The following is a 12,212-nucleotide window of genomic DNA, read 5'->3' as shown; positions in this document are numbered from 1 at the left end:
ACCTCTAGGTTATACAAGACAATCTGGGGTAAGCACTTAGTCATTGTGGCGGTATTTTATCTGTTGTACAAATTTATTCTATTGTGTATAACTACCGTATAACTATTGAATATTGAGGAAATACCATGACTTATCGTGCTCCACTCCGTGAAATGCAGTTTGTACTTTACGAGGTACTGAACGGCGACACTGTCTTGCCAGAACTTCCGGGATGCGAGGATGCAACGCGAGAAATTATGGATGCGATGCTGACTGAGGGTGCCAAGCTGGCAGAGAACGTGTTAGCTCCGCTGAATACGTCTGGTGATCGCGAGGGTTGCCACTACGATACCGAAACCAAAGCGGTCAAAACCCCAGAGGGCTTCCCCGATGCTTATCGCCAGTTCGCTGAAGCTGGTTGGACAGCGCTCGCGGGTCCAGTGGAATACGGCGGTCAGGGGCTACCACACACACTTAACACCTTGGCAGAAGAAATGGTTTGCTCAGCAAACCTGTCTCTTGGCATGTATCCAGGCCTGACGCACGGTGCAGTAAACGCTCTGACCAGCTACGGATCTGACGAGTTGAAAGAGAAGTATCTGCCAAAACTGATCAGCGGTGAGTGGTCGGGCACCATGTGTCTGACTGAGCCACAGTGCGGTACTGACCTCGGTCTGATTCGCACTAAGGCCGACCCTCAGGCGGACGGTTCCTACGCGATCACAGGTAACAAAATCTGGATTACAGGTGGTGAACACGACCTCGTGGACAACATCGTTCACCTGGTGCTGGCCAAGCTGCCTGATGCACCGGGTGGCTCTAAAGGCATTTCTTTGTTCCTGGTGCCTAAATTCCTGGACGACGGCTCACGCAACCCTGCGTTCTGCGGTGGCCTTGAGCATAAGATGGGTATCAAAGCATCCGCGACATGTGTGATGAACTTCGAAGGTGCTAAAGGCTGGCTGATCGGCGAGCCACACAAGGGCTTGCAGGCTATGTTCGTGATGATGAACAGCGCGCGCCTGATGGTGGGTCTCCAGGGGCTGGGCATTGCTGAGGCGGCTTATCAGGTATCACGTGATTTCGCCAAAGAGCGTCTGCAGTCTCGCTCTCTTGCCGGCCCACAAGCACCGGAGAAAGCGGCAGATCCGATTATTGTTCACCCTGATGTGCGTCGTATGTTATTGCGTCAGAAAGCCACCATTGAGGGCGGCCGAGCACTGGCTTACTTCACTTCGATGCAGCTTGATATCGCACACAAAGCGGCTACTGAAGAAGAGCGCCAGCAGGCAGATGATATGGTGCAGCTGCTCACACCTATCGTTAAAGCGTTCCTGACGGATGAAGGTTTCTTCTGCGCAAACGATGGCTTGCAGCTTATGGGGGGCTCTGGTTTCACTCAGGATTGGCCAGTAGAGCAGTTCGTACGTGATTCGCGCATTACCCGTATCTACGAGGGCACCAATGGTATCCAGGCACTCGACCTTGTAGGCCGTAAGCTGGGTCATGCTGGTGGTCGTGCAGTGAAGAGCTTCTTCGCTATGCTGGATAGCTACATTAAGACAGAAGGGGGTGTACCTTTCGGTGAAGAGCTGAAAGCAGCAACGGGTCGCCTGCAGAAAGCAACAATGTGGCTGATGCAGAACGGTATGGGTGACCGCGAGCAGGCAGGCTCTGCTGCAACGCCATACCTGCGCCTGTTTGCACTCACGGCGATTGCTTATTTCTGGAGCCGTATGGTGGCAACCGCAGAGCAGGCACTGGCAGACGGGTCGACCGAGACCGATTTCTATGGCGCTAAGAAAGAGACTGCTGCTTTCTACATGCATAAGCTACTACCGCAGACTTTGTCATTGCTGGCTGAAATCGAAACGGGTAAAGACAGTCTGATGGGCATGACCGCTGATCAATTCTGATTGGCGGAAACGGTAAACCAGGTGGCCACTGCGGCCAGGAGGATACAGCCATGAGCAAACACATCCTGATCACAGGCGGCACCGGGTTTATTGGTTCAAAGCTGGTACCCCACTGGCTATCGTACGGACACAGAATTACCGTTCTGACCCGTAATCCGGCCAGAGGTGCAAGACTGCTCGGCAATGAAGTTAATTTTGTTAAAGACTTCTCTGAGGTGACTGACAAAATCGACTGGGTTGTTAACCTTGCCGGGGAGGGCATTGCCGATAAGCGCTGGAGTGATTCACGCAAAGCTGAGCTGAGGGCCAGCCGTGTGACCTTAACCGAAAGCCTCGTGCGCTGGGCGAAGTCTTCCGGGCAACATTTCGAGTTGGTGTTGTCCGGTTCTGCGGTTGGTTATTACGGCAGCGTTCCGGGCTCCACACCGTCGTTTAACGAGTCATCTGCGCCTGGCACCGGGTTCTCAGCCAATCTCTGCATCGACTGGGAGCAGGCCGTCGATCCTTTGCAGGAAATTGCTGAACGGATCGTTTGGTTACGCACAGGCATCGTGCTCGGTCAGCACGGCGGCATGCTGAAAAGGATGTGGTTGCCCTTCAGTCTGGGGTTGGGCGGTGTTATCGGGTCCGGTGATCAGGTGATCTCCTGGATTCACAGGGATGACTACATCCGTGCACTGGATTTCATCACTAAGCATTCTTTGAGTGGTGCAGTGAATATGACGGCTCCATATCCCGCGACCAATCGCGAATTCACTCGCACGCTCGGCAACGCCTTGCATCGCCCGACGCTATTTCCCATGCCAGCCTTTGCAGCGGGCATGGTGTTCGGTGAAATGTCTGAGTTGTTGTTGCAGGGGCAAAAAGTCTTACCAACGGCACTGTTAACCAGTGGTTTTACCTTTCAGTACCCCAATTTAAGTCAGGCATTAGAGGTCATCGCGGCGGAGTGGTAATCTCAGCCGCGTAACAGGGTGTGAATCAGAACGGATATTTGACACCTGTCATTGGTAGCATTCCTACCTTTACTTTCCCATTTGTTCTCTTCATTCATGTTGAAAACACGGAAAAATGACACCCGGAAGTTTCGTGTAGTTTTCTGTTATCCGCGATGGAAAAGGCGCTCAGCGCCAGCTAAACCTAAGACTGTACACAGACAGAACTGCTACAGGTAATAAGCATCATGAGCATCAGCCGTCAGACACTCGATCAGTACCTTTTTGAATTCGATCAGAGTTATCAGGTGAGTTACGTAAACTTTTCACGTGCATCGGATCTTGCAGATGCTCAGCTGATTCTCACATTAGAACGAGGTTGTGAACGCAAGACGTTTGCATTCTCTCAGCCCCACTTTAACGACGTCGACAAGAACCTCGTCGCGAGCAAGGGGCTGTATATTGCAGCGATTAAAAGCTCACCTCTGGCGCCTAATCGGGTCGAGGTGGGGGATATCGACGGTGGGTTCGCTTACTTCACCGCGAAGAACGTAAAGAATATCACCCCAATGGCATGATGCCGGGGTTAAGTTGGCCATGCCACAGCACCAGAAAGCAGCCCTCCGGCTGCTTTTTTTTATGCCCGCTTTTGCTGTTTTAACCGGGGCAACACTCTGTCTTGCCGATATTATTGATAAAGTGACTTTTACGACTCACTGTACTGTTTTACCCTGTGTAGAGACACAGGAGACTCTGCATGACCGACGATATTTTTTATGCCGCCGCCTGGGGCGTTCTTGCTCTGTTAGCGCTCTTTCTGGGTGGGCTTCTACTCGGTACCCTCTGGTTTCTCTGGGCCTATGTATCGGATCGTCTCCAGACCCAGCATACGGTGCGACGCAACTTTCCGGTCATCGGACGCTTCCGTTACATGTTCGAGCACCTGGGCGAGTTCTTTCGACAGTATTTTTTCGCCATGGACCGCGAAGAAATGCCGTTTAACCGGGCAGATCGTAGCTGGGTGTATCGTGCAGCTAAGAATCTGAGTACGACGGTGGCTTTTGGTTCGACCCGGCGCCTTGATACCGCCGGTACCGTGATGTTCGTCAACAGTCCATTTCCTTCATTAAGCAAAGACCTGAGCGAGTCTCAGGTACTCACCATAGGTAAAAACTGTCGTAACCCATACAGCACCAGCGCGCTGATAAATATCTCTGGTATGAGCTACGGCGCATTGTCTAAACCTGCGGTACAAGCGCTGTCACGGGGCGCGAAGAAAGCGGGCTGCTGGATGAACACCGGTGAGGGTGGCTTATCGCCGTATCACCTCGAAGGCGATTGCGACATCGTATTTCAGATTGGCACCGCGAAGTACGGAGTACGGAAAGAAGATGGCTCGCTGGACGACGAAAAGCTGATAGAAATCGCACATCGTCCTCAGGTGAAAATGTTTGAAATCAAACTGAGCCAGGGGGCCAAGCCCGGAAAAGGCGGTATCCTGCCCGGCGCCAAAGTCGGAGAAGAGATTGCAGCGATCCGACATATCCCGGTAGGGGAAGACTCAATCAGTCCTAATGGCCAGCCGGAAGTCCGCTCAGTCAGTGATCTGCTCGATATGATTAACCATGTGCGCGACATTACGGGTAAGCCTACCGGGTTCAAAGTCGTACTGGGGGGCAATGATTGGATACGGGACTTGTGTCGTGAGATTCATCTGCGCGGCAAAGACAGTGCGCCTGACTTTATTACCTTAGATGGCGCTGAGGGTGGTACCGGCGCGGCACCCCAATCGTTAATCGATTACATGGGTCTTCCGCTGGCTCAGGCGCTCCCTATGCTGGTGGACACCCTCGATGAATTCGAATTACGTCCACGGATAAAAGTTATAGCCTCAGGCAAACTGATCACGCCCGACCGGGTGGCCTGGGCAATCTGTGTCGGTGCAGACTTTGTAACGTCGGCACGTGGCTTTATGTTCGCACTGGGCTGCATTCAGGCTCTGCAGTGCAATAAAAATACCTGTCCGACCGGTATCACAACCCACGACCCCAGGCTGCAGCGTGGTCTGGTTCCGACAGACAAGGCGGAGCGAGTCGCTCACTTTGCCCGTACTCTTGTTAACGAAGTCGGTGTCATCGCACACAGCTGCGGTGTTGAAGACCCACGCCAGTTACAGCGGCATCATGCGCGTATGGTGCAGCCGAATGGCGAAGCAAGGTTGTTATCAGAGTTATACGGGAAGGAAGGCTTCCACCCACCTACCGAAGGCGCTGCCGAGGCCTCCTGAAAGTATCTCCTCTCCGCGGCAGGGTAAGGCTGCCGCTTGTCCACAACCTGACTTTCGTATAACCCGTATGGATACGCAAACATTTATCTATAAGCTCTGACTTATACTTATAATAAAAAACTATACAGATTAGCTGTTCAGCGTTCGTTGTATCATAGGCACATATTAAGACAGTCAGGGCCACAAGCCCGGTAGTCACTGCGCACACCCGCGCTAATCGGACAATATGATCTTCGCCTACTGGAGAAATCAAGATGGCAACGAATAAAGTAGATGCACTGCTCGTGGGCAGTGGCGTAATGAGCACAACACTGGCGACATTACTAAAGAAACTGGATTCTTCGTTGAATATCCTGATGGTAGAGCGCCTGGATCAGGTTGCAGCCGAAAGTACTGACGGCTGGAATAACGCCGGTACAGGTCACGCGGGCTACTGCGAACTCAATTACACACCTCAGGGTGCTGATGGCAATGTAGCTATCGAACGAGCGCTCACTATCAATGCCAATTACGAAATCTCTCAGCAGCTGTGGTCGTCTCTCGTCGAATCTGGCGACTTGCCATCCCCCGATCAATTTATTAATTCAACGCCGCATATCAGCTTTGTCTGGGGCAAAGAGAATGTTGAGTTTCTGCGCAAGCGTTACGAAAAGCTGAAAGACCATCACCTGTTTGCTGACATTGAGTACAGCGAAGATACTCAGACCCTGACCGAGTGGATGCCACTCGTGATGGGTGAGCGCGCTGACGGCGAGCCTGTTGCAGCGACACGCGTTGCTTACGGTGCTGACGTTGATTTCGGTTCTCTTACCCGCAACATGGTCGCCAGCCTGGAAAAGCAAAATGATTTTGACCTGCGTCTTGGCCATGAAGTTACCGCACTGAAAAAGAACGGCGGCAACAACTGGCACGTTACTATCAAAAATCGCAGCACAGGTAAGAAAGAAGCGATCACGGCAGGATTTGTATTCCTGGGTGCTGGTGGTGGTGCGTTACCGCTGCTGCAGAAATCAGATATTCCTGAAAGTAAAGGCTACGGCGGTTTCCCGGTATCAGGGCAGTGGCTGGTATGCCAGAACGAAGATGTAATTAAACAGCATCATGCCAAGGTGTACGGCAAAGCAGCCATTGGAGCACCTCCTATGTCGGTGCCACACCTCGACACACGTATCATTAATGGCAAACCTGCATTGTTGTTCGGGCCATATGCTGGGTTCACAACGCAATTTCTTAAGGCAGGATCACGTCTAGATCTGTTAAAATCCGTCAGCGCTAATAATCTGAAACCCATGATCGACGTAGGCCTGAATAACATGGATCTGACCCGCTATCTGATTAGCGAGGTAATGCAGTCACACAAAGACCGTGTTGCAACACTCCAACAATACCTGCCTTCTGCTAAAGCAGAAGACTGGACGCTGGCACATGCTGGTCAGCGCGTGCAGATTATTAAGAAAGATGAAAAAGGCCGCGGCAAGCTTGAGTTCGGCACCGAACTGGTTGCTGCTGAAGACGGTACTCTGGCTGCGTTACTGGGTGCATCTCCGGGTGCATCCGTGGCTGCCCAGGCTATGATCGAAGTATTAGAGCGCTGTTTCCGTATGCGTATGGACGGTGGTTGGAAATCAAAACTGAAGGCTCTGGTGCCTTCTTACGGTGAATCTTTGGTAGATAACGCACATCTGCTGCAGGATATTCGTCGTCATACTCTGACTACTCTGGGGTTGCAGGCAGTCGCCGGCAAGGAGACCTCAGGCGAAACTCACCACCAGGAACGACAGGAGCAACGCCGTTCCTTTGGCTGACAGACGTTTCATGTAGTTAATTCCATATTTACAAAAAAGCCGCTTATGCAGTCAGTAACCTGACCGCAGGCGGCTCTTGTTTGTTTTAAAAACTTCAGACTTTAAATTTAAATTAACAGGAGTACTAACCATGCTGATTGGTGTACCTAAGGAAATTTATCCTGGGGAAGCCCGGGTTGCCATTATACCTTCGGGTATACAGGCACTACTGGACAAAGGCTTTTCAGTCGTTGTTCAGGAGGGTGCAGGCGATGGCGCACACTTTGGTGACGAAGAATATCGTGCATGCGGTGCAAGCATTGCCCCGTCTGCAGAGTCTCTTTATGAGCAAGCCGATATTATTCTGAAAGTGCGCAACCCTCAGGAAGAAGAGCTGCCTCTGCTGAAAGAAAACAGCACGCTGATCTGCCTGATGGACGCCTGGTTTAATCTGCCAATGGTAGAAAAGCTGGCGGCACAGAAAGTACGCTCTTTCGCTCTGGAATTTATTCCACGTACAACCCGTGCACAGTCTATGGACGTACTCAGCTCGATGGGTGCAATCAGCGGTTACCGTTCTGTACTGACCGGCGCTATGGCTCTGCCTCAGTATTTCCCGATGCTGATGACTGCAGCGGGCACCATCCACCCGGCTAAAGTATTCATCATCGGTGCAGGTGTTGCCGGTCTGATGGCTATTTCTACTGCCCGTCGTCTGGGTGCTGTTGTAGAAGCGTACGATACGCGTGCCGAAGTACGTGAGCAGGTTGAATCTCTGGGCGCTAAATTCGTTGAATTCGACCTTGAAACGGAAGAAGGCAATAGCTCTGGTTACGCTAGCGAGAAATCAGAAGAATTTTATCGTAAGCAGCGTGAGCAGATGACCACCAAGATCTCTCAGGCAGATCTGGTAATTACGACCGCTGCTATTCCAGGTAAGCCATCTCCTCGTCTGATCACCAAAGACATGCTGCACTACATGAAAAAAGGTTCAGTGATTGTCGATCTGGCAGCAGAGCGTGGCGGGAACGTCGAAGGCACTGTGGCGAACGACAAAGTATACCTCGATGGCGTGACGATCATCGGTTATACCGACCACCCGGGTCGTGTTCCTGTGCATGCTTCCCAGCTTCTGACCAAAAACATTTCTACCTTCCTGCTGAACATGGCGGACGAAGGTGAACTGTCTGTAAATATGGAAGACGATATCGTCGCGGCTACCCTGGTAACCGAAGACGGTGAAGTAAAACACGAAGGGCTCAGTGCTCAACTGGCTGGTAACGCGTAAGGAGTAGTCTTATGGAAATGTTTATCCTGAGCCTCACGATTTTTGTGCTGGCTGTATTCGTTGGTGTGGAAGTGATTAACAAAGTACCGCCAACTCTGCACACGCCGCTTATGAGTGGTACTAACGCTATTTCGGGCATTGTTGTTGTGGGTGCCATCATCAGTTCTGGCGGCAGCGAGCACACGACGGTCCTGTCGACGGTTCTGGGTGTTGCAGCGATCGCGCTGGCGACCATCAATATTGTGGCGGGCTTTATGGTTACCGACCGCATGCTCAACATGTTTAAAAAGAAGTAAGGGGCGATTAATTCATGGAAACTGTAATTAACATCGGTTATCTGGTCGCCGCCGTACTCTTTATTCTCGGCATTAAAGGCATGACCAAGCCAAAGACAGCGGTTCGTGGTAACCAGATGTCGGCAACGGGTATGCTGGTGGCGATTATTGCTGCGCTGCTCGACAATAACGTTGTCAGCTACGAATACATCATTATTGGTGTGCTGATCGGCGGTGCAATCGGTGCGTTTATCGCCAAGAAAGTCGCAATGACAGACATGCCTGAACTGGTTGCTGCATTGAACGGTATCGGTGGTGGTGCATCCCTGTTGGTGGCATCGGCTAACTACCTTGAAAGCCAGAAGCTGGCTGAGATGGGTCAGTTTGTTCCTACGTACGATTGGTCTATCGCCGTTATTCTGTCGATTCTGATCGGTGCTGTGACTCTGACCGGTTCTTTTATCGCGGTTGGTAAGCTAAAAGGAAAAATCGGCGACGCTAAGCAGGTCCGCCTGTTCAAGTGGATTGTAAAACTGAGCCTGGCAGCTCTGCTGGCGGGTGCAGCTTACTTTGCTGCGGTTGATCCTGTTAACTCTGATCTGCTGATCGCGGGTCTGATTATTCTGTGTCTGATTCTGGGTATCTGTCTGGTAATGCCAATTGGTGGCGCAGACATGCCGGTAGTGGTTGCACTGCTGAACTCCTACTCAGGTCTGGCGGGTGCGGCTGCGGGTTTCGTGCTGGGCAACAATGGCCTGATCATTACCGGTTCTCTGGTAGGCGCATCCGGTATCATCCTCACCAGCATCATGTGTAAAGCAATGAACCGCTCACTGACGAACGTTCTGTTCGGTGGCTCTATGTCTGAAAGCTCAGGCGTAAGCCGTTCAGAAAACGATGCTTTCTACGAAGGCAAAGTGAAGTTCTCTTCCGCTGACGAACTGGCGATGCTGCTTGATGGCGCTCAGAACGTTGTATTTGTTCCGGGTTACGGTTTGGCGGTTGCACAAGCTCAGCACGCGACACGTGAACTGGCTGGTATGCTGGAGAAGCAGGGTGCGAAAGTTAAATACGCAATTCACCCGGTTGCCGGTCGTATGCCGGGCCACATGAACGTACTGCTGGCGGAAGCGGAAGTACCGTACGATCAGCTGGTAGAAATGGACGCGATCAACCCTGAATTCTCGCAGACTGATGTTGCGATTGTTCTGGGTGCGAACGACGTTGTTAACCCAGCGGCTGCAGAAGATCCGAATTCACCTATCTTCGGTATGCCAATTCTTGATGTACACCATGCTAAGACTGTCGTTGTTGTTAAACGTGGTCTGTCACCTGGCTTTGCAGGTATTCCTAACGAACTCTTCATCCGTGATAACTCACTCATGGTGGCAGGCGATGCTAAGAAGGTTCTGCAGGATACAATTTCGGCGTTGAAGGACCTGTAAAGTTCGCTGTTTAAAACAACGTCATTTGGCCCGCATCGCGGGCCTTTTTTTTGCCTGTCATTCGTCGGCTTGAATTACGCTTTCGCGAGCCATGCTTTTCACCGATTACCTGAGCAGTGGTAAAGAATTCAGAGTCACGAACGGATTTCAGGTCGGTTCTGGCTCGTCGGGTTGCCGCGGCGAAGTCGACCAGAGGAACAGGGTAGTCTTCGCCAATAATACAGTGTGAATTTTCCTGAATTGCTCGTGGCATTAACCAGGGCTCGAAGATCCATTGATCTGAGACATGCTGTAATTCGGGCACCCAACGACGTACAAACAGACCTTTGGCATCCAGTCGTTGCGCCTGAAGGATAGGGTTGTACATGCGCGGAATATTAATCCCGGTAGTCCCTGCCTGCATCTGCACCTGCGGATAGTGAATGCCCGGCTCATAATCGGTAAACAGAGATGCCAGATAGCGCGACACAGGTTGCCAGGGCAGAGCTAGGGGGTAGGATGCGATCGAAATCAGCATGGCACGCATGCGGAAGTTTACCCAGCCGTTGGCAATTAAGTAGCGCATGGAGGCATCGACCATCGGCCAGCCAGTGTTGCCTGTTTTCCAGGCCTCGAATTTTTCCTCATCGAAAGGGCGGTTGAGCTGCTCTGTCAGTGGATGAAGATTCTGAATTTCCATATCCGGCTGATCTTCGAGCTTCTGAATAAAATGGCAGTGCCACCACAGCCGGGATTCAAATGCCGACAGACTCGCCTTCCAACGCCCTTCCGCTGCTCGCCGCCGGTTTCGAACCGCCTGCACAAGCTCGCGCATACCGATGCAACCCACTGCCAGATAAGGGCTTAACCGTGAGCAGCCATTTTCTGCTGTTAATGGAGAGCTGATTGAGCCACGGTAGTATTCGCCGCGTTGGTTCAGAAAGTCCGAGAGTATTTTTACACCTTCTTCACGCCCTCCTTTTTGCGGCTGCTGCACAGAAGGCAGCTGGCAGGAAATACGCTCTGGAAGTTGCTCGGGTTTCAGAAAATTCTCGTTTCGATCAAGGGTCAGGAAATTAATGTGATCGGGTATTGGATATTGCGTCTGCGTCATCCATTGATTCCAGTGGGATGCCCAGTCATCGCGATTACGGTTAGGCCGTCGCACGCCGTTCTGCGGGTATTCTGTCCACGGAATATTGGATTTCTTAAGTAGCTTTTTTAATTTCAGATCACGTGAGAAAGTCCAGAGATTGCCAGTTTCTTCATGGCTGTGAATCCCCTGAATGTTCAGAACTTCTGTCAGCTTATTAAAACGAAGCACCGCATCTCCGCTCATACAGATGAGTTCGCCACCGAGCCTTTTCAGTTGTTGATTCAGATCGATCAGGGCTTCCCGTGTGAATGCCCACTGGCGTTGACTGGTGTCATCCAATTGCCAGTAATCAGGCTCAAAAATATAGAGTGCCAGTACCGTTCCCGATTGCGCAGCGTGCCAGAGTGCAGAGTGATCCTGTAAGCGCAGGTCACGCTTAAACCATACTATTTGCGTCATGATTTAATATCAAAAGCCGGTACGGTAACGACGGGCGGAGGGAAGGACGCGAGAAGTTTTCTTCCTGCCTGATGATCAAGAACGTCCTGCAGACTATTCTCTTCTATTTCCGGGCACCACCGCCTGATATGACTGAGTTCTGGATCATATTGATGAAGCTGTTTGTTCAGGTTGAACTCACGAACGGGTCTTGGGTCGTGACCGACACCTGCAAGGTAGGCCCAATTTCCATAGTTACTGGCAACGTCAAAGTCGCACAGATACATCTCAAACCAGCGGGCACCCAGTCGCCAGTCCAGCTTAAGTTGGTGAATAAAGTAGCTGGCCATATTCTGGCGCAGGCGGTTTGAAACAAAGCCGGTATGTCTTAGCTCGCGCAGTCCTGCATCAATCATAGGGACGCCCGTACTGGCATTACACCAGGCCTGCCAGTGGACACTATTGTCTGAAGCTTCGATTTTCTTTCTCTGGATTCCTGAGCGTGCAAACAATCGGTCGCCATGCACTCGCATTGACCAGTGGAAGTACTCCCGCCAGAGCAGTTCGAATCTGAGCCAGTAGGTATGCTCTGTCTCACCATAGCTGGCTTCAAACTTAAGTATTTCATGCCAGATATAACGCGGCGATAGACAGCCCCAGGCAAGCCACGGACTGAGACGACTACTGAAGTTCTCACCGGTCAGTGCGTTCCTCGTTTCTTTATAATGAGTGATGGCTTTATCGTCCCACACATAACGACTTAGCCACTCTATCCCTGGTCTTTCTCCTC

10 protein-coding genes are annotated in these 12,212 nt (G+C 51.5%); 8 read left to right on the top strand and 2 right to left on the bottom strand.

Features of this window, described 5'->3' with window-relative positions; all coding sequences use genetic code 11:
* Nucleotides 1-125: 125 nt before the first annotated feature.
* The 8 genes from B2067_RS11180 (at nucleotide 126) to B2067_RS11145 (ending at nucleotide 9,909) form a co-directional block, all read left to right on the top strand.
* Nucleotides 126-1,895, top strand: coding sequence for an acyl-CoA dehydrogenase C-terminal domain-containing protein (locus B2067_RS11180; protein WP_301388502.1), 1,770 nt, complete (start codon nucleotides 126-128; stop codon nucleotides 1,893-1,895).
* A 50-nt stretch (nucleotides 1,896-1,945) separates the two neighbouring features.
* Nucleotides 1,946-2,851: a TIGR01777 family oxidoreductase gene (locus B2067_RS11175; protein ID WP_301388501.1), complete on the top strand. Its 906-nt coding sequence runs from the start codon at nucleotides 1,946-1,948 to the stop codon at nucleotides 2,849-2,851.
* 227 nt (nucleotides 2,852-3,078) lie between these two features.
* The gene (locus B2067_RS11170; RefSeq protein ID WP_068434966.1) at nucleotides 3,079-3,408 is read left to right on the top strand and encodes a hypothetical protein; all 330 of its coding nucleotides are present in this window, start codon (nucleotides 3,079-3,081) and stop codon (nucleotides 3,406-3,408) included.
* 179 nt (nucleotides 3,409-3,587) lie between these two features.
* Complete coding sequence (locus B2067_RS11165) at nucleotides 3,588-5,117, top strand: FMN-binding glutamate synthase family protein (protein WP_301388500.1); 1,530 nt, start codon at nucleotides 3,588-3,590, stop codon at nucleotides 5,115-5,117.
* 254 nt (nucleotides 5,118-5,371) lie between these two features.
* Entirely contained in the window at nucleotides 5,372-6,922 is a 1,551-nt protein-coding gene (mqo, locus tag B2067_RS11160) for a malate dehydrogenase (quinone) (protein WP_301378008.1), read from the top strand.
* A 130-nt stretch (nucleotides 6,923-7,052) separates the two neighbouring features.
* Nucleotides 7,053-8,189, top strand: coding sequence for a Re/Si-specific NAD(P)(+) transhydrogenase subunit alpha (locus B2067_RS11155; RefSeq protein ID WP_076515268.1), 1,137 nt, complete (start codon nucleotides 7,053-7,055; stop codon nucleotides 8,187-8,189).
* 11 nt (nucleotides 8,190-8,200) lie between these two features.
* Nucleotides 8,201-8,485 (top strand): NAD(P) transhydrogenase subunit alpha, encoded by a 285-nt coding sequence (locus B2067_RS11150; RefSeq protein ID WP_068438061.1) that lies wholly within the window; start codon nucleotides 8,201-8,203, stop codon nucleotides 8,483-8,485.
* Nucleotides 8,486-8,499: 14 nt separating this feature from the next.
* Complete coding sequence (locus B2067_RS11145; RefSeq protein ID WP_068438810.1) at nucleotides 8,500-9,909, top strand: NAD(P)(+) transhydrogenase (Re/Si-specific) subunit beta; 1,410 nt, start codon at nucleotides 8,500-8,502, stop codon at nucleotides 9,907-9,909.
* A gap of 10 nt (nucleotides 9,910-9,919) precedes the next feature.
* On the opposite strand, the gene B2067_RS11140 is transcribed toward B2067_RS11145, so the two are convergent.
* Both B2067_RS11140 and B2067_RS11135 read right to left on the bottom strand, forming a co-directional pair.
* Nucleotides 9,920-11,443, bottom strand: coding sequence for an FAD-binding domain-containing protein (locus B2067_RS11140; protein WP_301388499.1), 1,524 nt, complete (start codon nucleotides 11,441-11,443; stop codon nucleotides 9,920-9,922).
* On the bottom strand, nucleotides 11,440-12,212 hold a 773-nt coding region (locus B2067_RS11135), incomplete at its 5' end, for an FAD-binding domain-containing protein (protein WP_301388498.1). The genes B2067_RS11140 and B2067_RS11135, both read right to left, overlap by 4 nt.

Origin of the sequence: Thalassolituus sp. UBA2590, from assembly GCF_002339775.1 — a bacterium.
In the GTDB taxonomy this organism is placed as follows: Bacteria; Pseudomonadota; Gammaproteobacteria; order Pseudomonadales; family Oceanobacteraceae; genus Thalassolituus.
This window is presented reverse-complemented; position numbering and strand designations above follow the sequence as displayed.

What these genes read in the sequence shown, in the direction of transcription:
- B2067_RS11180 (WP_301388502.1), top strand. Translation starts at nt 126, where the DNA reads ATGACTTATCGTGCTCCACTCCGTGAAATGCAGTTTGTACTTTACGAG.
- B2067_RS11175 (WP_301388501.1), top strand. Translation starts at nt 1,946, where the DNA reads ATGAGCAAACACATCCTGATCACAGGCGGCACCGGGTTTATTGGTTCA.
- B2067_RS11170 (WP_068434966.1), top strand. Translation starts at nt 3,079, where the DNA reads ATGAGCATCAGCCGTCAGACACTCGATCAGTACCTTTTTGAATTCGAT.
- B2067_RS11165 (WP_301388500.1), top strand. Translation starts at nt 3,588, where the DNA reads ATGACCGACGATATTTTTTATGCCGCCGCCTGGGGCGTTCTTGCTCTG.
- mqo (WP_301378008.1), top strand. Translation starts at nt 5,372, where the DNA reads ATGGCAACGAATAAAGTAGATGCACTGCTCGTGGGCAGTGGCGTAATG.
- B2067_RS11155 (WP_076515268.1), top strand. Translation starts at nt 7,053, where the DNA reads ATGCTGATTGGTGTACCTAAGGAAATTTATCCTGGGGAAGCCCGGGTT.
- B2067_RS11150 (WP_068438061.1), top strand. Translation starts at nt 8,201, where the DNA reads ATGGAAATGTTTATCCTGAGCCTCACGATTTTTGTGCTGGCTGTATTC.
- B2067_RS11145 (WP_068438810.1), top strand. Translation starts at nt 8,500, where the DNA reads ATGGAAACTGTAATTAACATCGGTTATCTGGTCGCCGCCGTACTCTTT.
- B2067_RS11140 (WP_301388499.1), bottom strand. Translation starts at nt 11,443, where the DNA reads ATGACGCAAATAGTATGGTTTAAGCGTGACCTGCGCTTACAGGATCAC.